This window comes from Azospirillum sp. UENF 112521 (genome assembly GCF_058780665.1).
In genome coordinates, this window is the sequence record NZ_JBSNCI010000002.1 from 1,315,246 (window position 1) to 1,338,988 (window position 23,743).

The following is a 23,743-nucleotide window of genomic DNA, read 5'->3' on the forward strand; positions in this document are numbered from 1 at the left end:
TGGGGAGAACACCCTTGGCCGACATCAATTACGACGTCATCGTCATCGGCGGCGGACCGGGCGGTTACGTGGCGGCGATCCGCGCCGCGCAGCTGGGCCTGCACACCGCGGTCATCGAGCGTGAAAACCTGGGCGGCATCTGCCTGAACTGGGGCTGCATCCCGACCAAGGCGCTGCTGCGCTCGGCCGAGGTGCTGCATCTCGCCAAGCACGCGTCCGATTATGGTCTGGTCATCCAGAACCCGTCCTTCGACCTCGACAAGGTCGTCGCCCGCTCGCGCAAGGTCGCCGGGCAGCTGAACGGCGGCGTCAAGCACCTGCTGAAGAAGAACAAGGTCGCGGTGATCGAAGGCTCGGCCAAGCTGCTCGGCAAGGGGCAGGTGGCGGTTTCCAAGGGCGAAGCCCCGGTCGGCACCTTCGGCGCCAAGCACATCATCATCGCCACCGGTGCGCGCGCCCGCACGCTGCCGGGCCTGGAGGATGACGGCAAGCTGGTCTGGACCTACCGCAAGGCGATGACCCCGGACAGCATGCCGAAGTCGCTGCTGGTCATCGGCTCCGGCGCCATCGGCATCGAGTTCGCCAGCTTCTACAACGCGCTCGGCGCCAAGGTCACCGTTGTCGAAGTGATGGACCGCATCCTTCCGGTGGAGGATGAGGAAATCTCCGGAATGGCCCGGAAGGCCTTTGAGAAGCAGGGCATGCGCATCATCACCGGCGGCAAGGCCGGCAACCTGCGCAAGGCCGCCGACAGCGTGACCGTGGCCGTCGAAGCCGGCGGCAAGACCGAGGACATCACGGTCGACCGCGTCATCGTCGCCGTCGGCATCAGCCCGAACACCGAAGGCCTCGGCCTGGAGAACACCAAGGTCAAGACCGACCGCGGCCACATCCAGACCAACGGCATGTGCGAGACCGACGAGCCGGGCGTGTACGCCATCGGCGACGTGACCGGCGCGCCCTGGCTCGCCCACAAGGCCAGCCATGAAGGCGTGATCGTCGCCGAGCACATCGCCGGCAAGCATCCGCATGCGCTGAACGTCCGCAACATCCCGGGCTGCACCTATTCGCACCCGCAGATCGCGTCGGTCGGCCTGACGGAGAAGAAGGCGAAGGAAGCCGGCTACGAGATCAAGGTCGGCCGCTTCCCGTTCGTCGGCAACGGCAAGGCCATCGCGCTCGGCGAGCCGGAAGGCCTGATCAAGACCATCTTCGACGCCAAGACCGGCGAGATGCTGGGTGCCCACATGATCGGTGCGGAAGTGACCGAGCTGATCCAGGGCTACGGCATCGCCAAGTCGTCGGAGCTGACCGAGGCCGAGCTGATGCACACGGTGTTCCCGCACCCGACCTTGTCGGAAATGATGCATGAGTCGGTCCTTGATGCCTATGGCCGGGCGATCCACTTTTAACTGATGTTTCCGAGGTGACGTTCTTCCCAGCCGGATGGGGCCATGGACCGCAGCAGCGCCGCGTATGACGAGGATTTCTATGCCTGGACCCAAGCCCAGGCGCAGGAGCTTCGCCGTGCCGGCGCCGAGCGGAACAATGCCCCGGTCGACTGGGGGAACGTCGCCGAGGAGATCGAGAGCATGGGCCGCAGCCAGAAGTCCGAGATCGACAGCCGGCTGCGGGTCCTAATGACCCATTTGCTGAAGTGGTTGTTTTGTCAGGATCTGCGCGAGCGGTGCGAACGCGGCTGGCGTCGAACGATACGCGAGCGGCGCGACCGACTGGTGGATGAGATTGCTGCCAGCCCCAGCTTGCGGCCCTATATCGCCGCTGTGTTCGAGAAGATCTATCGCAAAGCCCGGCTGGATGCCGCCGACGAGGCGGATACCCCTGACGGCCATTTCCCGGTCGAGCCGCCTTTCACGCTTGACCAGGCGCTCGATCCGTCCTATCCGGCCGAACTGTTTCCGCCGGAATGGCGGGTTTGACATCCTCATCGCACCTATTGTCGGGGCCGGGCATCGCGTCGGCCATCGGGAGCTTTAGACCATGACCCTCGTCGACCAGACCGAGAAGCTGCGCCACCCCGAGAAGGCCCACAAGCCCGACAACCCTATCCAGCGCAAACCGGCCTGGATCCGGGTCAAGGCCCCGATGAGCCAGGAATACAACGAGACCCGCCAGTTGATGCGCGGTCTGAAGCTGAACACCGTGTGCGAAGAGGCCGCCTGCCCGAACATTGGGGAGTGCTGGAAGCAGAAGCACGCCACCTTCATGATCCTGGGCTCCATCTGCACGCGCGGCTGCGCGTTCTGCAATGTCGAGACCGGGCGTCCGGATCTGCTCGACCCGCATGAGCCGGAGAAAGTCGCGGAGGCCGTCGGTCAGCTGAAGCTGTCCCACGTCGTCATCACCTCGGTCGACCGCGACGATCTGACCGACGGCGGTGCGGAGCATTTCGCCCGCACCATCCGCGCCATCCGTGCGGCGTCGCCGACGACCACCATCGAAATCCTGACCCCCGACTTCCAGAAGAAGAAGGGTGCGGTCGAGGTGGTGGTGGAGGCCAAGCCGGACGTGTTCAACCACAATCTGGAAACCGCGCCGCGCCTCTACCCTACGATCCGTCCCGGCGCGCGCTACTTCGCCTCGCTGCAGCTGCTGGCGCGGGTGAAGGAGCTGGATCCGACGATCTTCACCAAGTCCGGTCTGATGGTTGGCCTGGGCGAGACGAAGGAGGAGATCGGGCAGGTGATGGACGATCTTCGCTCCGCCGATGTGGACTTTCTGACGATTGGGCAGTATCTCCAGCCCACGCCCAAGCATGCGGCGGTGGATCGCTTCGTGACTCCTGAGGAGTTCGACGGTTATTCCACTGTTGGCCGCGGCAAGGGCTTCCTGCTGGTGGCCTCGTCGCCGCTGACGCGCTCGTCCTATCATGCGGGTGCGGATTTCGAGAAGCTGCGCGAAGCCCGGCTGCGCAAGCTGGGGGTCGCGGCCGCCTGATCCAGGCGGCTCAATAAGAAAGGACACGATACGGGCATGCCGACGCACGCGGAGAAGAAGGTTCTTCCCTACACGCCCCAGCAGATGTACGACCTGGTCGCCGATGTGGAGAAGTATCCGGAGTTTCTGCCCTGGTGCCTGGCGGCCCGCATCCGCAAGCGCGAAGACAACGTGATGTTCGCGGACCTGATCATCGGCTTCAAGATGGTCCGCGAACGCTTCACCTCGCGGGTGGAGCTGCACGAGCCCGACTGCCGGATCAACGTTCAGTACACCGACGGGCCGTTCCAGTATCTGAACAATCACTGGATCTTCAACGAGCATCCCGGTGGCTGCTGCGTCGACTTCTTCGTCGATTTCGAGTTCCGCTCGAAGATGCTGCAGAAGATCATGGGGCTGCTGTTCAACGAGGCTGTCCGCCGCATGGTCCAGGCCTTTGAAACGCGCGCGGCCCAGCTTTACGGGCCGGGCCGGGCGACGCAGCCGGCCTGACGCCGGCCGCGGACGATTGAGACGGGTGGTCGGTCAGCTCTTGTCCGACCACAGCTCCCCGCCGCTCGCCCAATCGCTCTTCTTCACATCCTGAAAGATAATGTCCACCGCGGACGGCGAGCAGCCGAGGACCTTCACGGTCGCCTCGGTCAACGCCTTGGCATAGTCGCGCTTCTGTTCGACGGTGCGTCCTTCGAACAGCTGGATGTTGATGGTCGGCATCGGGTCTTTTTCCCTCATTGTGAAGAGTTTGTCGGCGAGTCTTCAGCGCAGGCTTCCGGTCGGCCGGGCGAGCCGAAGCCGCTCCAGCGCCGCCTGGACCGTCGCCATCCTCACGGCGTCGCGGTCGCCGGGGAAGGTGTATTCCTTGGCCTTGGCGGCTCCGCCGCGCACGGCCGTCGCGACATAGACCCGGCCCACCGGCTTGGTTTCCGTGGCCCCGCCGGGGCCGGCGATTCCCGTCACCGCCACCGTCACGTCGGCGCGCGATTTCGCCAGCGCGCCGACCGCCATGGCGACCGCCACCTCGGGACTGACGGCGCCATGGGCATGCAGCAGGCTGGCGGGGACGGCCAGCACTTCGGTCTTGGCGATGTTGGTGTAGGTGACGAAGCCGCGGTCGACCACCTTGGACGAGCCGGCGATATCGGTCAGGGCACCGGCGATCAGGCCGCCGGTGCAGGATTCGGCGGTCGCCAGCATAAAGCCGGCGAGGCCGTATTCGGCGAGAGTTTGGGCGGCGAGGTCGCGGATGATCTCGGGAAACATGACGGCCTCTCCCGGTTCGTGTCGTCGGACAGGATGTTAGCCCGGAAGTCGGACGGTCGCCACAGCCTGGGCCGCAATGCCCTCGCGCCGGCCGGTGAAGCCCAACTGCTCGGTGGTCGTCGCCTTGACGCTGACCCGTCCGACCTCGATGCCCAGAATCTGGGCAATACGTTCCGCCATGGCGGCGCGGTGGGGTCCCACCTTCGGCCGCTCGCAGATGACGGTCACGTCGGCATGGGCGATGACGCCGCCGCGCTCCGCCACCAGATCGGCGGCATGGCGCAGGAACTTGGCGCTGTCGGCACCGCGCCAGCGCGGATCGGTCGGCGGAAAGTGGCTGCCGATGTCGCCGGCAGCCATCGCCCCGAGGATGGCGTCTGTCAGGGCATGCAATCCGACATCCGCATCCGAATGGCCTTCCAGCCCATGGCTGTGCGGCACCCGCAGGCCGCAGAGCGTCACGAAATCGCCGTCGGTGAAGCGGTGGACATCGAACCCGCTGCCGGTCCGCACGTCCCACAGGCTGCTCATGATCGCGCGGGTGGCGCGGCTCAGGTCGTCGGGGGTGGTCACCTTGAAATTGTCCTCCTTGGATGGAACTAGCGCCACGGCCAGCCCGGCGCGCTCCGCCACTGCGGCATCGTCGGTCAGCGACAGGCCGGCGGCGGCGCGGTGGGCTTCGAGAATGGCGGGGAAGCGGAAGCCCTGCGGTGTCTGCGCCCGCCACAGCCCGTCGCGGTCCACGGTGCCGGCGATGGCGTCACCGCTCCCGCGCTTGAGCGTATCGGCCACCGGAACCGCAGCGATGGCGCCGGGCGAGCTGTCCAGCGCCGCGATCACCGCAGCGATGGTGTCGGCATCGATCAGGGGGCGGGCGGCGTCATGGATCAGGACGAGGTCGGGCGCGCCGTCGGCAGCCAAGGCCTCCAGCCCATTGCGGACCGAGTCCTGACGGCTGGCGCCGCCGGCAACCGGGTCGGGCAGGGCAAGCCCGGACAGGACGGCGTCATAGGCATCGCGCCATGTCGGGTCGATGACCACGCGCACGCCGGTGACCTGCGGATGGCCCAGGAAGGCCTCCACCGTCCGGCGCAGCACCGGTTTGCCGGCGAGGTCGAGATACTGCTTCGGCCGCTCGGCCCCGAACCGCTGTCCGGATCCTCCGGCCACGATCAAAGCAATACAGCTGGGGGCGATGCAGGTGGGCATAAGGCAAACCGTAAGATATGATAGCCACTTGACGGAAACGTCGCGGAGCCTAGCCTGTCGCCGTGGTTCCGCCAAGTGCCGAGCCTTGCCGCCGAGACGCTCCGGACAATGTCAGGGAGCCGGCCGGCACGCTCGGCAGCATGATGGCGGGAAGACGGGAGTGCATTCGGGTCCATGTCGCAGAACATTCTTTTGAGCCTGACGGCGTTGGTGGCCCTGGTGCCTGCCGCCCTCTACCCCTACCGGCGCATCGCGGGGCAGGGCGTGGACGGGCGTGGCTGGGCCTTCTGGGGCGCGTTGTTGCTCGCCGCCGCCGGGCCCGGCATGTGGGCGATCCTCCAGGTCGCCGGCCAGTGGCAGACTGGATTTTCGACGGCATTGTGGGTGACGACGGCCGCCTGCATGGCCCTGTTCATCGGGCTTAGCCTGTTCCATGCCACCGCCTGGAGGCTGGCGCCGCTGCTGCTGCCCTATCTGCTGGTGGTCTGCCTGCTCGCGACCCTGACCGAGGATGCGCCAGCGCCGATTCTACGCGGCAACGCGCCGGGCGTGTGGATCGACCTGCACATCGCCGTGTCGGTCTTCACCTATGCCCTGCTGACGCTCAGCGCCGTGTCGTCCTTCGCCGCGGTGATCCAAACCCGGGCGCTGAAGTCCAAGCGGCCGACCCCGCTCAGCCGCTTCCTGCCGCCGGTGGCGGAGAGCGAGCGGCTGCAACTGCGCCTGCTGATCGCGTCCGAAGTGGTGCTGGGTGCCGGCCTCGCCACCGGCATGGCGGTGCTCTATTTCGAGCAGGGTTTGCTGTTCCGCACCGACCACAAGAGCCTGCTGTCGCTGGCGACCTTCATCGTGATCGGCGTGCTGCTGCTTGCCGAATACCGGACCGGGGTTCGCGGAAAGACGGCGGCGCGCACCATGCTGATCGTCTACCTGCTGGCGACGCTTGCCTATCCCGGCGTCAAGTTCGTCTCGAACGTACTGATCGGCCAGTGGACCTGGAGCTGAGCCGGAAGTCGGCACAAGCCGATGCAAGATCATGGGTTTAGGGCAGGGCCTGAGAGTGGCGGTGGGGCTTCGCCCTTGCGCACGACTGTCGCCGCGTGATAACTTGCCCAAATTGACGGCACTTTGTTGATTTGCCCATCAATCGGGCAGGTGAGAATGACCATACAAATCGGACCCATCACGCTCGCCGGACCGGTGATCCTGGCGCCCATGTCGGGTGTCTCCGACCTGCCGTTCCGCCGTCTGGTGAAGCGCGCGGGCTGCGGCCTCGTCGTGTCTGAGATGATCGCCAGCCAGGCGATGATCCGCGAGAACCGCCAGACCCTGCGCATGGTGGAAACCGAGCCGGAAGAGTTTCCGATGGCGGTCCAGCTCGCCGGCTGCGAGCCCGTGGTGATGGCCGAGGCGGCGAAGCTGAACGAGGATCGCGGCGCCGCGGTCGTCGACATCAATTTCGGCTGCCCGGTCAAGAAGGTGGTGAACGGCCATGCCGGCTCGTCCCTGATGCGGGACGAGGCACTGGCCGGCCGCATCTTGGAGGCGGTGGTGAAGGCCGTCGGCATTCCGGTCACGCTGAAGATGCGGCTGGGCTGGGACGAGACCAACCGGAACGCCCCCAACCTCGCCCGCATCGCCGAGCAGTGCGGCATCAGGATGGTGACGGTCCATGGCCGCACCCGCATGCAGTTCTATACCGGCACCGCCGACTGGACCTATGTCCGCCATGTGAAGGAGGCGGTGAAGATCCCCATCGTCGTCAACGGCGACATCGCCAGCTTCGAGGCGGTGGACCGTGCGCTTGCCGAATCCGGCGCCGACGGCGTGATGATCGGGCGCGGCAGCTATGGGCGTCCCTGGTTCCCGTCTCAGGTCATGCATTACATGCGCACCGGCGAAATGCTGCCTGACCCGCCGCTGCCCGAGCAGATGGACACGCTGCTGGAGCATTTCGACAGCATGCTGAGCCATTACGGCACGGACGGCGGCATCAAGGTCGCCCGCAAGCATGTCTCCTGGTACTCGACCGGCCTGCGCGGCTCCAACGAGTTCCGGCAGGAGATCAACCAGCTGGGCGATCCCGGCGCGGTGCGCGACCGCATCCGTGCCTTCTATGAACCGGCAATCGAAAGGATGGCCGCCTGATGGATCCCGTACCGATGACCGCTCCGGGCCAACGTGGCCGCAACCGGTCGGGTGCCGCCAGGGCGCCGCGGCTGGACTCGCTGGTGGTGCTGAACAGCCTGCCCGATCCAGTGCTGGTGGTGGACGGCAACGGCGACATCCGCTTCGTCAATCTGGAAGGGCAGGAGTTCTTCGACCTGTCGGCCAACGCCATGGAAGGCATGCCGCTGCCCGACCTGCTGCCGCCGGACAGCCCGGTGATGGGTCTGATCGAACAGGTGCGCCGGGGCAGCCGCCGGGTGTCGCAGGACGGTGTCATCATCGATACGCCCCGCATCGGCCCGCACCATGTGACGGTGCAGGTGGCGACCATGGGCGACCCGCCCGACCATGTGGTGCTGACCATCCATGAGCGGTCGCTCGCCCGCAAGATCGACCACTCGCTGACCCACCGTCATGCCGCGCGCTCCGTCACCGCCATGGCGGCGATGCTGGCCCATGAGGTGAAGAACCCGCTGTCCGGCATCCGCGGCGCCGCCCAGCTGCTGGAGGAGAACGCCAGCGACCAGGACCGGGTGCTGACCCGCCTGATCTGCGACGAGGCCGACCGCATCGTCGCGCTGGTCAACCGGATGGAGGTGTTCTCCGACGAACGGCCGCTGGAGCGGGCCGCGGTGAACATCCACACCGTTCTGGAACATGTGCGGAAAGTGGCCCAGAGCGGCTTTGCCCGAAAAATACGCTTTGTCGAGCGCTACGACCCGTCATTGCCTCCTGTTTACGGCAATCGCGACCAACTTGTGCAGGTTTTCCTGAATCTGGTTAAAAATGCGGCAGAGGCTGCACCGGAATCGGGCGGCGAGATCACGCTGACGACCTCCTACCAGCATGGTGTGCGTATGGCGCTGCCCGGCGGGGATGTGCGCCGGCACCTGCCCCTGCTGGTGACGGTTCAGGATAACGGCGACGGTATTCCGGAAGACCTTCAGTCCAACCTGTTCGATCCGTTCGTGACCAGCAAAGTGAACGGGACTGGCCTTGGTCTTGCATTGGTGGCGAAACTGATAGGCGACCATGGCGGAACCATCGAGTTCGACAGCCAGCCTCGCCGGACCGTCTTCAAGGTGTCGCTGCCGATGTACGATGATTCGAAATACGATGAACCGAAACTTTCCGGGGACTCGAAGATTTCTGACGCTGGCTTGCAGTCCAAGGGCGGCCGGGGAACTCGTTGATGAGCGCAGCGACCATTCTCATCGCGGATGACGACCGCGCCATCCGCACCGTCCTGACCCAGGCCCTGGCCCGGCTCGGGCACGAGGTCCGCACCACCGGCAACGCCGCGACGCTGTGGCGCTGGGTGGCGGACGGGCAGGGCGATCTGGTCATCACCGACGTTGTGATGCCGGACGAAAACGGCCTGGACCTGATCCCGCGCATCAAGAAGCTGCGTCCCGAAATGCGCGTCATCGTGATGAGCGCGCAGAACACGCTGATCACCGCGGTTAAGGCGGCGGAGCGTGGGGCCTTTGAATATCTGCCCAAGCCCTTCGACCTGAAGGAACTGGTTTCCGTCGTCGAACGGGCACTGAACACCAACACCCCGCCGGCCGCCATGCCGGGCGGCGACGTGGAGGGCGAGGAACAGCTGCCGCTGATCGGCCGCTCGCCCGCCATGCAGGAAATCTACCGGGTGCTGGCCCGCCTGATGGGCACCGACCTGACGGTGATGATCACCGGCGAGTCCGGGACCGGCAAGGAGCTGGTCGCCCGCGCGCTGCACGATTACGGCAAGCGGCGCAACGGCGCCTTTGTCGCCATCAACATGGCCGCCATCCCGCGCGAACTGATCGAATCCGAACTGTTCGGCCACGAGAAGGGCGCCTTCACCGGCGCGACCAACCGGTCGACCGGCCGGTTCGAGCAGGCGCAGGGCGGAACGCTGTTCCTGGACGAGATCGGCGACATGCCGCTCGACGCCCAGACCCGGCTGCTGCGCGTGCTGCAGGAGGGCGAATACACCACCGTCGGCGGGCGCACCGCGATCAAGACCGACGTGCGCATCATCGCGGCGACCCACCGTGACCTGCGCACCCTGATCCGCCAGGGGCTGTTCCGTGAGGATTTGTTCTACCGCCTGTGCGTGGTGCCGATCCGCCTGCCGCCGCTGCGCGAGCGGACGGAAGACATCCCGCTGCTGGTCCGCCATTTCCTGAATCTCGGCATCAGCCAGGGACTTCCGGCCAAGAGCATCGACCAGGCGGCGATGGACCGGCTGAAGCGCTATCGCTGGCCCGGCAACGTCCGCGAGCTGGAGAATCTCGTCCGCCGCCTTGCCGCGCTCTATTCGCAGGAGGTAATCGGGCTGGATGTCGTGGAGGCGGAACTCGCCGACGCCACCCCGGCCGCCCAGCCGGTGGAGGAGCCGCAGAGCGAGGGCCTGTCCTCGGCCGTCGAGCGCCACCTCAAGGACTATTTCGCCGCCCACAAGGACGGCATGCCGTCCAACGGCCTGTATGACCGGGTGCTGCGCGAAATCGAACGGCCGCTGATCTCGCTGAGCCTGTCGGCGACCCGCGGCAACCAGATCAAGGCGGCACAACTGCTCGGCCTGAACCGCAACACGTTGCGCAAGAAGATCCGCGACCTCGATATCCAGGTGATGCGCGGCATCAAGTAGGCCGCATCCGGCAGCGCGTGCGGGGAGGCTCGGCATCGCAGCCGATCCGTGCCAAAATTGTGACACAGCGCAGTCAGGGGCGGCGGGCAAACCGCCGCCCATTCACCACTTGGCGCCTTCTGCACCTTTTCTGACGCCGTCCGGCGTAGACTATGCTGTCCGAAAGGCAGATTCGTTGAGGCTTGGCAGGGCCGCAACAGAGGTGTATCTTTCCGGCAACAGATTAGCGCCGGACCATGCCACCGAATTCCGACATCGCAGCAGCCGGCCAAAGGCCGGTCTGGCAGAAGATTCTTCAATGGTCCAGGCGGGTCGGCCTGGGCAAGCGGTTGGCCTTTGCCCTGTCGCTGGCGGCCCTGGCCGCCGGCTTCGCCACCTACGCGGCGATGACGGAAAGCGCGCCGTTCGGACAGGCCAACCCGCGGACCGTCACGCTTCTGCTGACGCTCGACCTTGCGATCCTGCTGACGCTGGGCGTGCTGATCGCCCGGCGCATCGTCGCCATCCTGATCGGGCGGCGGCGCGGGCTCGCGGGCTCGCGGCTGCACACCCGTCTGGTGCTGGTGTTCAGCGTGCTGGCGGTGGCGCCGGCCATCATCATGACCGTCTTTTCCACCTTGTTCTTCTATGTCGGGGTGCAGAGTTGGTTCAGCGACCGTGTCCGCACGGCGGTGAATGAATCCCTGGTCGTCGCCAGCGCCTACCTGCACGAGCACCAGCAGAACATCCGCGCCGACGCACTGGCGATGGCCAACGACCTGTCGCAGGAGGCGCGTTTCTCCAGCGACCCCGAGCGGTTCGAGCAGGTCGTCGCCACCCAGGCGATGCTGCGCGCGCTGTCGGAGGCGATCGTCTTCAACGGCACCACCGGCGCCATCGTCGCGCGGGCCGGCTACACCTTCACCCTGGAATTCGAGCCCATTCCGGAAGACAAGATCCAGCAGGCCCGCACCGGCGAGGTCGCGCTGATCGTCAAGGAATCCGACGACCGCGTCCGTGCCCTGGTCAGCCTGGACCGGGTGTCGGACACCTTCCTCTATGTCGGCCGCATGGTGGAGCCGCGGGTGCTCCAGCACATGGCCTCGGCCGAAGGGGCGGTGAAGGAATACACCGCGCTGGAGAACCAGCGCGGCAGCCTGCAGGTCACCTTCACGCTGATCTTCCTGGTGGTGGCAATGCTGCTGCTGCTGGCGGCGGTGTGGGCCGGGCTGAATTTCGCCACCCGTCTGGTCCGCCCGATCAGCGCTCTGATCGGTGCCGCCGAGCGGGTGCGCGCCGGCGACCTGACCGTCCGCGTGTCGGAACCGCCGGGCGAGGACGAGTTCGTCCTGCTGTCGCGCGCGTTCAACCGCATGACCACCGAGATCGAGGGGCAGCGGCGGGAGCTGCTGTCGACCAACCGCCTGCTCGACGAGCGCCGCCGCTTCACCGAGACGGTGCTGTCCGGCGTGTCGGCCGGTGTGCTGGGTGTCGATGCCGACGGCGTCATCAACCTGCCGAACCTGTCCGCCGCCCGCCTGCTGGGCGAAGAGGATCCGGAGCGGATGATCGGCATGTCGCTGGTCGAGCTGCTGCCGGACATCGGCGACCTGCTGGAAAACGCGCCGAAGAAGCCCGGCCGCGTGGTGCAGGACCAGATCCAGATCCGGCGTCCGGGCAAGACGACGCTGACGCTGCTGGTCCGCATCGCGGCGGAGGTGCGCGACGGCACCGTGCGCGGCTATGTCGTCACCTTCGACGACATCACCGAACTGGTGTCGGCGCAGCGCAAGGCGGCCTGGGCCGACGTGGCACGCCGCATTGCACACGAGATCAAGAACCCGCTGACGCCGATCCAGCTGTCGGCTGAGCGGCTGCGCCGCAAATATCTGAAGGAGATCTCCAGCGATACGGAGGTCTTCACCATGTGCACAGACACCATCGTCCGGCAGGTCGACGACATCCGCCGCATGGTGGACGAATTCTCCGCCTTCGCGCGGATGCCGCAGCCGGTGATGAAGCCGGTCAACATCAACGATCTGGTCCGGCAAGCGGTGTTCCTGCAATCGAGCGCGCACTCCGGCAGGATCCGCTTCGACACCCGGCTGCCGTCGGGGCCGCTGACGGTGGCCTGCGACAGCCGGCAGATCTCGCAGGCGCTGACCAACCTGTTGCAGAACGCGGCCGACGCAATCGAGGGTCGTACGCCTCCAGCGGACGGGTCGGACCTGCCGCCCGGAGAGGTGGCGATTGCGGTGGAGGACGACGGCGAGAAGGTCGTCGTCACCGTTCAGGACAACGGGAAGGGCCTGCCCGGCGGCGAACAGCGCGACCGGCTGACCGAACCCTATGTGACGACGCGGGCCAAGGGCACCGGGCTGGGGCTCGCCATCGTCAAGAAGATCATGGAGGACCATGGCGGCGTGCTGACCCTTGAGGACCGCGAAGGCGGATCCGGGGCGCGCGTGACCCTGGTCATTCCACACCCGGTTACGGTCGCGAACGACGCGGGCGGCCGTGACGACAGGCCGGCGGAGACCGGCGGAGAGATGAGGCACGAAGCCCATGGCGCATGACATTCTGATCGTCGACGACGAAGCCGATATCCGGATGCTGATAGCCGGCATCCTGAACGACGAAGGCATCAAGACGCGCGAAGCCGCCGACGCCGATCAGGCCTTCGCCCAGGTGGCGGCGCGTCGGCCGAGCCTCGTCGTGCTCGACATCTGGCTCCAGGGCAGCAGGCTGGACGGCTTGCAAATCCTGGAACAGCTGATGCGGGATCATGGCAACCTGCCGGTGATCATGATCTCCGGCCACGGCAACATCGAAACCGCGGTCCAGGCGATCAAGGTCGGCGCCTACGACTTCATCGAAAAGCCGTTCAAGGCCGACCGCCTGCTGCTGATGGTGGACCGCGCCATCGAGGCGGCACGGCTGAAGCGCGAGAACCAGGAACTGAAGCTGCGCGCCGGCGGCGACGCGGAATTGATCGGCAAGTCTTCGGCGGTCAATCAGGTGCGCCAGTCCATCGACAAGGTGGCGCCCACCGGCAGCCGCGTCCTGATCTCCGGCCCTCCCGGTGCCGGCAAGGAGGTGGTGGCGCGGCTGATCCACGCCCGCTCGCGCCGGGCCGGCGGTCCCTTCGTCGGACTGAACTGCGCCACCATGCGGCCGGAACGGCTGGAGATGGAGCTGTTCGGCACCGAGGCCGGCGTCGATGGTCCCGGCCGCAAGATCGGCACCTTCGAGCAGGCCCATGGCGGCACGCTGCTGCTGGACGAAGTCGCCGACATGCCGCTGGAGACCCAGGGCAAGATCGTCCGCGCCCTTCAGGAACAGGTGTTCGAGCGCGTCGGCGGCGGACAGCGGGTCGAGGTCGACGTGCGCGTCATCGCCACCTCCAACCGTGACCTCCAGGCGGAAATCGAGCAGGGGCGCTTCCGCCAGGATTCTGTTCTACCGTCTGTCGGTGGTGCCGATCCGCGTGCCGTCGCTGGCCGAGCGGCGCGAGGACATCCCGGTGCTGGCCCGCCATTTCATGCAGCGGTCCGCCGAAGCGTCCGGCCTGCCGACCCGCGAGTTCGGCGAGGACGCCATGGCCGCCCTCCAGGCCTATGACTGGCCGGGCAACGTGCGCCAGTTGCGCAACGTGGTGGACTGGCTGCTGATCATGGCCCATGGCGATCCCAAGGAGCCGATCCGCGCCGACACCCTGCCGCCGGAGATCGGCGCCATCACCCCGACGGTCCTGAAATGGGACAAGGGCGGCGAGATCATGGGCCTGCCGCTGCGCGAGGCCCGCGAGGTGTTCGAGCGCGAATATCTGCTGGCCCAGGTCACCCGCTTCGGCGGCAACATCTCCCGCACCGCGTCCTTCGTCGGCATGGAACGCTCGGCCCTTCACCGCAAGCTGAAGTCGCTGGGCGTCCATGGCAGCGAGAAGGGGAAGATGTTCCTCGAGTGATCGGTGCAATCGCTCGACGCCAATGGCTTCTCCGTCCGTCCGTCATTCCCGCGACGGCGGGAATCCAGCGTCTGCACAGAAGTTGCTGTGGGGCAACCTGGATCCCCGCCGTCACGGGGATGACCTCCAGGTGAGGGCGGCCTCGTGCCGCCCTTCCCACGTCTACCGGAGCATCTCCTTGTCCTCCCCCATCACCCTGCCGCGCGCCGTCCTCTATGACTGGGACAATACCCTGGTCAGCAATTGGGACACGGTGCGCGAGGCGCTGAACCATGCGCTGGTGTCCTTCGGTCTCGCCCCCTGGAGTGCGGAGGAGGCGCGCGAGCGGATCAAGGCATCGCTGCGCGACAGCTTCCCGCGCATTTTCGGCGAGCGCTGGACCGAGGCGCGCGACCTGTTCTACGCCTATTTCGCCGCCCACCATCTGGACGGGCTGACGCCGTTGCCGGGTGCCGAGACGCTGCTGCGCCATTTCCACGAGCAGGGCGTCTATCAGGCCGTCGTCTCCAACAAGAACGGCAGGTTCCTGAGGGCGGAGGCCGATGCGCTGGGCTGGACCCGCTATTTCGGCAAACTGGTCGGCGCCCAGGATGCCGAGTTCGACAAGCCGCACATCGCCCCGGTGCGGATGGCGCTGGAGCCGGCGGGGATCGCGCCGGGTGGGGATGTCTGGTTTCTCGGCGATGCCGACATCGATATGGAATGCGCCCATGGCGCCGGTCTCGTTCCGGTGCTAATAGGGCTGGGCGAGGGGAGTGGCTTCGACCGCTTCCCGCCCGCCCATCGCCACACCGACTGTACGGCGCTTCACCGCGTCCTGTATGGCTTGGTGGACGGCAATGGTGATACCATATCCCTGCAGACGGCTGTCGAGACGGTACCGACGCGGACCACACCTACACCGTGAAACGGGGAGCGGACCGCCTAGCAAAGGGGTCCCAAGAACATTGAAGAAGGGGGCATGAAAAATGTCTGAAAAAAGCCAGAACGTGCAGGACGTGTTTCTCAATCACGTCCGTAAGAACAAGACTCCCGTAACCGTCTTTCTCGTGAACGGCGTGAAACTCCAGGGCATCATTACTTGGTTCGACAACTTCTCGGTACTTCTGCGGCGCGACGCGCATTCCCAGCTCGTCTACAAGCACGCAATCTCCACGGTCATGCCGGCCCATCCCATTCAACTTTTCGAGCCGCCCAAGGAAGGTGAAAGCGTCTGATCCCTTGACCAATGGTAACGGCGCGGCCCCTGACGGCGCCGCGCGGGCCATCGTGGTCCACCCCGTCCTCCGCAGTGAGGCGGACGGGGACATGCGCCCTCCCGAATCGCGGCTTGAGGAGGCGGTCGGTCTTGCCCAGGCCATTCAGCTGGACGTCGTCCATGCGGAATGCGCCAAGGTGAACCGGCCGCAACCGTCGACCCTGCTTGGCTCCGGCACGGTGGAGCATCTGGCACAGGTGGTGGAAGAGGCCGAGGCTTCGCTCGTCATCCTCGACCACGCCCTGTCGCCGGTTCAGCAGCGCAACCTCGAGCGGTCGCTGAAGGCGAAGGTCATCGACCGCACGGGCCTGATCCTGGAGATCTTCGGTGCCCGCGCCCGGACGCGTGAGGGCATGCTCCAGGTCGAGCTGGCCTCCCTGACCTACCAGAAATCCCGGCTGGTGCGGTCCTGGACCCACTTGGAACGGCAGCGCGGCGGCTTCGGCTTTCTCGGCGGCCCCGGCGAATCGCAGCTTGAGCTTGACCGCCGCCTGATCGGCGACCGGATCATCAAGATCAAGAAGGAACTGGAGGAGGTGCGGCGCACCCGCGGCCTTCACCGCAAGGCACGTGCGAAGGTGCCTTATCCCGTGGTGGCCCTGGTCGGCTATACCAACGCCGGCAAATCGACGCTGTTCAACCGGTTGGCGAATGCCGACGTCTTCGCCCAGAACCTGCTGTTCGCGACACTCGATCCCACCATGCGGCAGGTGACCCTGCCGTCGGGGCGCAAGGTGATCCTGTCGGACACGGTCGGCTTCATCTCCGACCTGCCGCACGGCCTCGTCGCCGCCTTCCGCGCCACGCTGGAGGAGGTTGACGCCGCCGACATCATCCTGCATGTCCGCGACATCGCCCATATCGACAGCGACGCCCAGAAGGCCGACGTCCATGAGGTGCTGTCCGACATGGGCATCGACCCGGAAGCGGACGACCGGGTGATCGAGGTGCTGAACAAGATCGACGCGCTGGACGAGGAAAGCCGCGCGGCGATCCTGGCCCAGACCGGCCGCAATCCGCGGGCGGTGGCGGTCTCCGCCCTGTCCGGCGAGGGGATCGACAACCTCGACCGCCTGCTGGACCAGCGGATGAACGTCAACCGGCAGGTCGTCGACCTTTCGGTCGACCTTGGCGACGGGGCGGCGCTCGCCTGGCTTTACGCCAAGGGCGAAGTGCTGGACCGGCGCGACGACGAGGAGCATGCGCATCTGCATGTCTCCATCGACCCTGTCGATCTTGCCCGGTTTGAAAAGCGGTTCCAGCCCGACAGTCAGCCTGAGCCGCAACCTTAGGCGGTACGTCCGGGTATCCTGGCTAAACGGAAAGGGGTGCAGAGAGGCCTATGACCTGTTGCACCCCACTCCGGTCTTAAGACGAATGCGGCGTGGTTATTTCCCCGTTGGGGTCCGATGATGGGAATGGAGCGGTCGTGCTCCCCCTTGAGGAGGACTGCCAATGCGGTTGCAAACCGATCCGTCGTGCTTCTCGATTACGGCATTTCTCGCCGATCAGGTAGCTCTCGTCGCCCGTCAGGAAAATCTGCCGCCGGGTGCGGCCCTTCTGCGTCTGCAGGAGCTTTCGCGTACGCCGGAAGGCCGTGCCACCCTGATGCATCTGATCGAGGCCGCCGGCGAACGGGAACCGAATGCCGATGAGGCAGCGAAGATTTCGGCGATTTGCCGTGAACTGACCGCCTGGGGCTATGGCGGCTTCACCGGCGGGCCCCGCCATGAGCCTCGCCACGATCAGCGCGCCGCGGCATGATGCGGCATGACGGTGATTTGACACATGCTTGAGGGATGACGGCGCCTGCGATGGCAGGTCATAATGAGCCGTTCGCCATCGCCGCGGTCCCGAATTGCTCCGTTCCCCTTCACGAACCATCCTGACCGGTGCCGGCCGTCTGATGCCGGCGCTGCCGTTGTTGCTGGCGTTCGTCCAGCCACTGGCGGCGGCGGAGCCGTTGCGACCGGGAACGCCGCTGCCTCCCGGCTATGTGGAAGAACCGGAAACCCCGCCTGAAGACCCGCTTCCTCCGCCGCCGAAGCCGCTGTCGGTGGCGCCCGACGAACCGCAGGTCGTCGCCCCCGATGCCGCCGGTCTGCTGAAGGAGTGCAAGCAGCAGACCTTCACCGACTGTTTCCGCCTGTGGCAACCGCCTCCTCCTCCTCCTCCACCGCCGCCGCCGGAGCCCGAGAAGGATACCGCCGCGGCGCCTCCGCCACCGCCGCCACCCGACCCCAAGGCGCCACGCCAACCGGCGCAGGGCGGACCGGTGCCGCCTCCGCCAGCCGATGCGGCCAAGGAAGCCGCCGCCGCCGCGGCCGACCGTGCCACCTTCGATGCGCTGTCGAAGGCGCTGAAGGACAGCGGACTGGACGGCAAGGTGCTGCTGACCGATCCGAAGGGCGGCGATCCTATGTTGAAGCTGGACAGCGTGCCCGGCAGCAAGCCGGCGGCAAAGCGCTGACCCTCTCCGAACTCAAGCCGTAAAGGGCCAATCGACCATGACGGGTTTCCCGCTTCCCGACATTGACTGCGTCGCGGATCTGATCCGCTCCGTCGCCCGGACGGAGATCATGCCCTATTTCCAGAAGCTCGACGCCGCCGGCATCCGGCAGAAGACCGGCCCGACCGACCTCGTCACGCTGGCGGACGAGGCGGCGGAGCGGGCCTTGACCCCGGCGCTGTCGGCGCTGCTGCCGGGCAGCCGCGTCGTCGGGGAGGAGGCCGCATCCGAGGACGAGCGCGTGCTCGAACGCATCCATGGCGACGACCCGGTCTGGATCATCGACCCGGTGGATGGCACGATCAACTTCGCCCAGGGACGGCCGATGTTCGCGGTGATCGTCGCGCTTGCCTGCAAGGGTGAGACGATCGCCGGCTGGATTCACGATCCGGTCGACGGCCGGATGGCGACGGCGGTGAAGGGGCAGGGGGCTTGGCTCGACGGGCGCCGCGTCCATGTCGCGCCGGCCGTGCCGTTGCGGCAGATGGTGGGCGCACTGTCCACGCGCTTCTGCAGCGAGGAGATGAGGCTCAGATTGGAGGAGCGCAGCGTCGGGCTGGCGGAGCGCGTCTGCCTGTCGAGCGCCGCCCAGGAGTATCTGCGGCTGTTGGAGGGACGGGCGCAGTATTCGCTCTATCACCGGCTGATGCCCTGGGACCATGCGGCCGGCGTTCTGCTGCATGCCGAGGCGGGCGGCCATTCGGCGCTGATCGACGGGACACCCTACCGGCCTGGACTGTTGAACGGCAGCATCCTGCTGGCGCCCGACCGCGAAAGCTGGCAGGCGCTGCACGGACAGCTTTTCGGCTGAGTGCGTCCTTGGGGCAGGAGGGCGACAGCCCTCCCGCGCCCCTTCAATGTGCCAGCAACGCCGGCAGGGCCAGCCCGTCCAGCACCGTGCGGGTCGCCCCGCCCAGAACCAGTTCGCGCAGGCGGGAGTGGCCGTAGGCGCCCATCACCAGCAGGTCGGCGCCCTGGTCGGTGCAGCAGGACAGGATCATGTCGCCGACCTCGCCGCCGGACGCGATGACCGATTGCGGACGTGCGGCGATGCCGTGGCGGTGCAGCCACTCGACCAGGGTCGCGGCTTCCCTGCTCTGTTGCCCGAGCGGCTCCACGGTCAGCACGGTGACGGATTCCGCAGTTTCCAGAAAGGGCATGGCGGCGCGGACCGCACGGGTGGATTCGCGCGTGTTCTTCCAGGCGATCAGCACATGGCGGCCGATGGGCGCCGCCGCCGGCTGCTTCGGCGGCAGGACCAGGACCGGCGTGGCGGTCTCCAGCGGCAAACGGTCGGGGATGTGGTGCAGAGACACCCGCTCGCCGGCCCGCACCGCCGCGGATTGCGCGACCACGATCAGGTCGGCATAGGCGGCGCGCTCTGCCAGCAGATCGACGTGGTCACCCTCTTCGACCGTCCAGTCGTAGGGCAGCCCGTCAAGCGACTTGCGGACCTCCTGCTCGATCCGCTCGGCATTCTCATGGGCGATTGCGGTCGCCTCCGCCATGAAGCCATAAGACGCGGCGCGGCCGGTGGCGCCCGCCGGCATCGACACCGGGGTGGCGATGTAGAGCGCCTGGATATGTGCGGAGAAACGCTTGGCCAAAGCCGCGGCCACCGCCAGACGGCTGGCGTGGGCGTCGTCGTTGGCCATGTGCAGCAGGATGGTCTTGATCGGCATGCCCTCGCGTCTCCCAACATTATGATCGGTCCACCATCAGCCGGCGGAGCGGTTTCCCTCTAGGTAACGCTCCGCCGGGGTCGATGGCAACGCCGGTCAAGGGAAAGGCAGGCGGTTACTTCACAACCACCGCATATTGGTCGATCGGCGCCACGGCCTTGATCAGACCGCGGGCCTTGAGGAACTCGGCGAAGCGGGTGTAGCGCTCGGCATCCAGGGCGGCCGGGCTGTGGGCGAAGCGCGGTAGCGTGTCGGCCCAGGCGCGGCGGTTCAGCTCGTCGTTCAGTTCGGGCCGGCCCTTGACGAAGGCGGCCTGCGACTCCTCCGGATGGTTCAGGATGTAGAGCGTCGCCCGCTCCACCGCCGCCAGGAAGCGCTTGAAGCGGGGATCGTTCGCCTTGTCCTTGCGGGCGACCAGAATCAGCTCGTCATAGGGCGGAACGCCCTCTTCCTCGGGATAGAAGGCACGGCCAGGGTGTTTCTCGATCTCCATCTGGTTCAGTTCAAAGTTGCGGAAAGCACCGACCACCGCATCGACCTGGCCCGACAGCAGCGACGGCGACAGGGAGAAGTTGACGTTCACCAGCTCGACATCCTTCAGGCTCAGCCCCTGCTTCTCCAGCATGGCGCCCAGCAGAGCGTCCTCGAAACCGGCGATGGAGTAGCCGACCTTGCGGCCCTTCAGATCCTTCAGCGTCTTCACCGGCCCGTCGCGCAGCACGACGACGGAGTTCAGCGGCGTGGACACCAGCGTGCCGATGCGGACCAGGGGCAGTTCCTCGGCCACCTGCAGGATCAGCTGCGGCTGGTAGGAGACGGCGATGTCGGTCCCGCCGGCGGCCACCAGCTTCGGCGGGTCGTTGGGATCGGCCGGGGCGGTCAAGGTGACCTCGAGACCGGCATCCTTGAAGAAGCCCTTCTCCTGCGCCACCACCAGCGGGGCGTGGTCCGGGTTGACGAACCAGTCCAGCATCACGGACAGCTTGTCCTGGGCCAGCGCGGGAAGCGAGGTCATCAGGCCGGCGGCGATCAGGCCGGCGGTGAAAAGATGCTTCATCGAGTGTCTCTCCCCCTTCAAGGGTTGGCGTCTTCGGCAGGTTGGGTATCGGGTTGCCAGGGCAGGGCACGGCGGGCGAGCGCATCGACGGCGGCATAAAGCGAGACGGCGAAAAGTCCCAGCACCAGCACGGCGGCGAACAGAAGGTCGATCTGCATGCGGGCATTGGCGTGCAGCATCAGGTAGCCGAGACCGGAGGACGACCCCACCCATTCGCCGATCACCGCCCCGATGGGCGCCACCGCGGCGGCGACCCGCACGCCGGACCAGAAGGCGGGCAGGGCGGCCGGCAGGCGGATGCTCCACAGGATCGCGGCGGGCGAGGCGCCCATGGTGCGGGCAAGGTCGAGCCAGCCGGGATCGGTGCGCCGCAGCCCGTCGAACAGCGCGGTCGTCACCGGGAAATAGATGACCAGCACCGCCATGGCGATCTTGGACGCCATGCCGTAGCCGAGCCACAGCACCAGCAGCGGCGCCAGTGCGAAGACCGGGATGGCCTGACTGACCAGAAGCAGCGGCATCAGCCAGCGCCGCGCCGTGCGGAACCGCGCGAGCAGCAAAGCGCTAACCCCGCCCAGCACGACGCCGGCCACGAGCCCGATCAGAATCTCGGCCAGCGTGGTCAGGCCATGGGTCAACAGCAGGGGAGCCTGCCGCTGCATGGCGTCCGCCACCGCCAGCGGACCGGGCAGCAGGTAGCGCGGCAGCCCGGTGGCCCAGACCAGCGCCTGCCAGCCGGCGACCAGCACCAGCAGGGTGATCGCGCCGCGCAGCAGCGCCTTCATTCCGCCAGCCTCCGCAACAGTTCGGCCTGATGCGCCAGCAGGTCCTGATCGTCGACGCGGCGCGGCACCGGGCCGGAGGGCTCCAGCGCCGGTCCCATGATGGCCGGCCGGCCGGTCATCACATGCAGTCGGTCGCCGATGCGCAGCGCCTCCAGCGGGTCGTGGGTGACCATCAGGACGGTGCGGCCGGCCAGCGTCTCCGCCGCGGTTTCCTGCAAACGCAGCCGGGTGATGGCGTCGAGCGCGGAGAAGGGCTCGTCCATCAGGACCAGCGGTCTGTCCTCCATCAGGGTGCGGGCCAGCGCCACGCGCTGCTTCTGCCCGCCGGACAGGGCGGCCGGACGGTCGCGCTCGCGCCCCGCCAAACCGACGCGGTCCAGCAGCGCACGGGCCTGCTCCACCCGTGCCGGGTCGGGACGGCGATGGCGCAGCCGGTCGCCCAGCAGGACATTGTCGAGCACGGTCAGCCAGGGCAGCAGCAGGTCCTGCTGCGCCATGTAGGCGATCCGGCCGGCCAGCGGCTGCCAGTCGCCGGTGACCACCTCGGTCGGCGGCTCCGGCTCGGCCAAGCCGGCGAGGATGCGCAGGAGCGTGGTCTTGCCGACGCCGCTCGGCCCCAGCAGGCAGGTGGTCCGCCCGGCCGGCAGCTCCAGCGTCAGCTCGGAGAACAGCAGTGTGCCGCCATAGGTCAGCCGCGCGCGCGAGATGGTCACCGAAAGCGGCGTCATCGCAGGCACGCGGGCATGCATCGTGGACTGGCGGAGATGGAGAGGGTGCGGTCCCGCATCACTGATCCCTACGCCGGCATGAACCGGATCAGGTTCCAGGGGTCGTCCCGCAACAGGACCTCTCAGCCGCCCATCGGCTCCCCCCAGTGAAGGCGGCGACTATAGGCGCGGACGATCCGTGACCGCAAGCATTGCCGGATGCAGCTTCCGGGATGCGGAAGCGGGCTGCTTGACCGCACCGCCGCAGCGCCTAGTTTCTGACGGGCATCTAAGCAGGTTTTCCGAACTCCGCCCACAGGCGGGCGGGCTCGGGAAACCTGCAAAACCATAAAGTCCGCAGGTTTCTCCAGGCCGGGCCTGTTGCCCGATCTGGAGAAACCTGATTAGGAGTGCCCGTCCTGACCACGCCCTTCCGCACACCGTTGTTCATCGGCGGGGAAATCTACCGCGGCTCGACCTATGGGCCGAAGCATCCGCTGGCGATTCCGCGCGTGTCGACCGCCATCGACCTCAGCCGCGCCATGGGCTGGCTGCCGGACGAGGTCTATCTCGACACCCATGTGGCGAGCGAACGCGAACTGGCGCGCTTCCACACATCCGACTACATCGCCGCGCTGAAGAGGGCGGAGGCCGAGCAGCGGGTCGACGAGGCGACCGCCGCCCGCCACAATCTCGGCAAGCTGGAGAATCCCATTTTCGCCGAGATGTACCGGCGGCCGGCCCACAGCAGCGGATCGGCGTTGCAGGCGGCCAGGATTCTCGGCGACCGGCCCGCCGGTCTGGTCTATGCGCCGGCCGCCGGGACGCATCATGCGCGGCGGGACCGGGCAAGCGGCTTTTGCTATTTCAACGCGCCGGTACTGGGCATTCTGGAATTGCTGGACCATGGGCTGGAGCGGGTCCTCTATGTCGATCTCGACGCCCATCATGGCGATGGGGTGGAGGAAGCCTTCGCCGACGACGACCGGGTGCTGACCGTGTCCATCCACGAGGACGGACGTTGGCCCTACACCGGCAAGGTGGAGGACCGCGCCGGCGGCATGGCTCGCAACCTGCCGGTCCCGCCGGGCTTCAACGACAGCGAGATGGAGCATGTGATGGAGGCGGCGGTCCTGCCTCTCGCCCGTGCCTTCCGACCGCAGGCGATGGTGATCCAGACCGGCGCCGATGCCTTGGCCGAGGATCCGTTGAGCCGGCTGGAGCTGTCCAACCTTGCCCTGTGGGACGCCGTCGCGGCGCTGCTTCCCCTGGCGCCGCGGGTGCTGGTGGTCGGAGGAGGCGGCTATAACCCGTGGTCGGTCGGGCGTTGCTGGGCCGGGATCTGGGCGGTGATGAACGACATCGATCCCGCCGTGCGTCCGACCGCGGAGGCGGAGGCGGTGCTGCGCGCCCTGACCTGGAACCGTGCCGCCGGCCGCAACCCGCCGGAACATTGGTTCACCACGCTGGGCGACGAACGGCGTCCCGGTCCGGTGCGGGATGCTGTGAAGCGGGTGGTGGAGATTGCAATGTCCTGAAGGGTGGAGGTGTCCTGCCCCGCAGCC

The 23,743-nt window shown here is 67.0% G+C and carries 23 protein-coding genes, 1 pseudogene and 1 riboswitch; of the genes and pseudogenes, 17 read left to right on the plus strand and 7 right to left on the minus strand.

Annotation, left to right across the window (positions count from 1 at the left end; genetic code table 11):
* Nucleotides 1–14: 14 nt before the first annotated feature.
* From lpdA to ACWPN8_RS08595, 4 genes are all read left to right on the plus strand, one after another.
* Entirely contained in the window at nt 15–1,412 is a 1,398-nt protein-coding gene (gene lpdA, locus ACWPN8_RS08580) for a dihydrolipoyl dehydrogenase (protein ID WP_109096346.1), read from the plus strand.
* Nucleotides 1,413–1,454: 42 nt separating this feature from the next.
* Nucleotides 1,455–1,940 (plus strand): DUF29 domain-containing protein, encoded by a 486-nt coding sequence (locus ACWPN8_RS08585; protein WP_492240516.1) that lies wholly within the window; start codon nt 1,455–1,457, stop codon nt 1,938–1,940.
* A gap of 61 nt (nt 1,941–2,001) precedes the next feature.
* Entirely contained in the window at nt 2,002–2,958 is a 957-nt protein-coding gene (lipA, locus tag ACWPN8_RS08590) for a lipoyl synthase (protein WP_492240517.1), read from the plus strand.
* A gap of 36 nt (nt 2,959–2,994) precedes the next feature.
* Nucleotides 2,995–3,450: a type II toxin-antitoxin system RatA family toxin gene (locus tag ACWPN8_RS08595; protein ID WP_109049901.1), complete on the plus strand. Its 456-nt coding sequence runs from the start codon at nt 2,995–2,997 to the stop codon at nt 3,448–3,450.
* Between the two features lie 33 nt (nt 3,451–3,483).
* On the opposite strand, the gene ACWPN8_RS08600 is transcribed toward ACWPN8_RS08595, so the two are convergent.
* Genes ACWPN8_RS08600 through ACWPN8_RS08610 form a run of 3 tightly spaced genes read right to left on the minus strand, consistent with a single transcriptional unit; the run spans nt 3,484 to nt 5,427 of the window.
* A complete protein-coding gene (locus ACWPN8_RS08600; protein WP_282188100.1) occupies nt 3,484–3,690 on the minus strand; it encodes a 4-oxalocrotonate tautomerase in 207 nt (68 codons plus the stop codon).
* 24 nt (nt 3,691–3,714) lie between these two features.
* Nucleotides 3,715–4,218, minus strand: a complete 504-nt coding sequence (locus ACWPN8_RS08605) for a CinA family protein (RefSeq protein ID WP_109049900.1) — start codon at nt 4,216–4,218, stop codon at nt 3,715–3,717.
* Nucleotides 4,219–4,254: 36 nt separating this feature from the next.
* Complete coding sequence (locus ACWPN8_RS08610; RefSeq protein WP_492240518.1) at nt 4,255–5,427, minus strand: bifunctional 2-C-methyl-D-erythritol 4-phosphate cytidylyltransferase/2-C-methyl-D-erythritol 2,4-cyclodiphosphate synthase; 1,173 nt, start codon at nt 5,425–5,427, stop codon at nt 4,255–4,257.
* A gap of 174 nt (nt 5,428–5,601) precedes the next feature.
* Here ACWPN8_RS08610 and ACWPN8_RS08615 point away from each other — a divergent pair, with 174 nt between their 5' ends.
* The 12 genes and pseudogenes from ACWPN8_RS08615 (at nt 5,602) to ACWPN8_RS08670 (ending at nt 18,758) form a co-directional block, all read left to right on the plus strand.
* Nucleotides 5,602–6,432: a cytochrome C assembly family protein gene (locus tag ACWPN8_RS08615; RefSeq protein ID WP_109446133.1), complete on the plus strand. Its 831-nt coding sequence runs from the start codon at nt 5,602–5,604 to the stop codon at nt 6,430–6,432.
* A gap of 156 nt (nt 6,433–6,588) precedes the next feature.
* A complete protein-coding gene (dusB, locus tag ACWPN8_RS08620) occupies nt 6,589–7,575 on the plus strand; it encodes a tRNA dihydrouridine synthase DusB (protein ID WP_492240519.1) in 987 nt (328 codons plus the stop codon).
* Nucleotides 7,575–8,789, plus strand: coding sequence for a two-component system sensor histidine kinase NtrB (locus tag ACWPN8_RS08625; RefSeq protein WP_492240520.1), 1,215 nt, complete (start codon nt 7,575–7,577; stop codon nt 8,787–8,789). Before dusB ends, ACWPN8_RS08625 begins: the two co-directional genes overlap by 1 nt.
* Nucleotides 8,789–10,234, plus strand: a complete 1,446-nt coding sequence (gene ntrC / locus ACWPN8_RS08630; RefSeq protein WP_098739873.1) for a nitrogen regulation protein NR(I) — start codon at nt 8,789–8,791, stop codon at nt 10,232–10,234. Before ACWPN8_RS08625 ends, ntrC begins: the two co-directional genes overlap by 1 nt.
* Nucleotides 10,235–10,470: 236 nt before the next feature.
* A complete protein-coding gene (locus ACWPN8_RS08635) occupies nt 10,471–12,789 on the plus strand; it encodes a sensor histidine kinase NtrY-like (RefSeq protein WP_109446137.1) in 2,319 nt (772 codons plus the stop codon).
* A pseudogene (gene ntrX, locus ACWPN8_RS08640) lies at nt 12,779–14,180 on the plus strand (nitrogen assimilation response regulator NtrX). The gene ACWPN8_RS08635 and the pseudogene ntrX overlap by 11 nt, the downstream one beginning before the upstream one ends.
* Before the next feature lie 178 nt (nt 14,181–14,358).
* Nucleotides 14,359–15,087, plus strand: a complete 729-nt coding sequence (locus ACWPN8_RS08645; protein ID WP_109446141.1) for an HAD family hydrolase — start codon at nt 14,359–14,361, stop codon at nt 15,085–15,087.
* A gap of 61 nt (nt 15,088–15,148) precedes the next feature.
* Nucleotides 15,149–15,397: an RNA chaperone Hfq gene (gene hfq / locus ACWPN8_RS08650; RefSeq protein WP_012974114.1), complete on the plus strand. Its 249-nt coding sequence runs from the start codon at nt 15,149–15,151 to the stop codon at nt 15,395–15,397.
* A gap of 52 nt (nt 15,398–15,449) precedes the next feature.
* Nucleotides 15,450–16,730: a GTPase HflX gene (gene hflX, locus ACWPN8_RS08655; RefSeq protein ID WP_492241383.1), complete on the plus strand. Its 1,281-nt coding sequence runs from the start codon at nt 15,450–15,452 to the stop codon at nt 16,728–16,730.
* 163 nt (nt 16,731–16,893) lie between these two features.
* A complete protein-coding gene (locus tag ACWPN8_RS08660) occupies nt 16,894–17,202 on the plus strand; it encodes a hypothetical protein (protein WP_492240521.1) in 309 nt (102 codons plus the stop codon).
* Between the two features lie 142 nt (nt 17,203–17,344).
* Entirely contained in the window at nt 17,345–17,908 is a 564-nt protein-coding gene (locus ACWPN8_RS08665; RefSeq protein ID WP_492240522.1) for a hypothetical protein, read from the plus strand.
* A 37-nt stretch (nt 17,909–17,945) separates the two neighbouring features.
* Nucleotides 17,946–18,758: an inositol monophosphatase family protein gene (locus tag ACWPN8_RS08670; protein WP_492240523.1), complete on the plus strand. Its 813-nt coding sequence runs from the start codon at nt 17,946–17,948 to the stop codon at nt 18,756–18,758.
* A 43-nt stretch (nt 18,759–18,801) separates the two neighbouring features.
* Here the strand turns inward: ACWPN8_RS08670 and ACWPN8_RS08675 are convergent, their stop codons facing one another.
* The 4 genes from ACWPN8_RS08675 to ACWPN8_RS08690 all read right to left on the minus strand — a co-directional run bounded on the left by ACWPN8_RS08675 (nt 18,802) and on the right by ACWPN8_RS08690 (nt 22,199).
* Nucleotides 18,802–19,629: a universal stress protein gene (locus ACWPN8_RS08675; protein ID WP_109446152.1), complete on the minus strand. Its 828-nt coding sequence runs from the start codon at nt 19,627–19,629 to the stop codon at nt 18,802–18,804.
* A gap of 115 nt (nt 19,630–19,744) precedes the next feature.
* Nucleotides 19,745–20,686, minus strand: a complete 942-nt coding sequence (locus ACWPN8_RS08680; RefSeq protein WP_492240524.1) for an ABC transporter substrate-binding protein — start codon at nt 20,684–20,686, stop codon at nt 19,745–19,747.
* 17 nt (nt 20,687–20,703) lie between these two features.
* Nucleotides 20,704–21,471, minus strand: coding sequence for an ABC transporter permease (locus tag ACWPN8_RS08685; RefSeq protein WP_492240525.1), 768 nt, complete (start codon nt 21,469–21,471; stop codon nt 20,704–20,706).
* Nucleotides 21,468–22,199: an ABC transporter ATP-binding protein gene (locus ACWPN8_RS08690; protein WP_492240526.1), complete on the minus strand. Its 732-nt coding sequence runs from the start codon at nt 22,197–22,199 to the stop codon at nt 21,468–21,470. Before ACWPN8_RS08690 ends, ACWPN8_RS08685 begins: the two co-directional genes overlap by 4 nt.
* 47 nt (nt 22,200–22,246) lie before the next feature.
* A riboswitch (TPP riboswitch) is annotated at nt 22,247–22,353 on the minus strand.
* Nucleotides 22,354–22,588: 235 nt separating this feature from the next.
* On the opposite strand from ACWPN8_RS08690, the gene ACWPN8_RS08695 reads away from it, so the two are divergent.
* Complete coding sequence (locus tag ACWPN8_RS08695) at nt 22,589–23,716, plus strand: acetoin utilization protein AcuC (RefSeq protein WP_492240527.1); 1,128 nt, start codon at nt 22,589–22,591, stop codon at nt 23,714–23,716.
* Nucleotides 23,717–23,743: the final 27 nt, after the last annotated feature.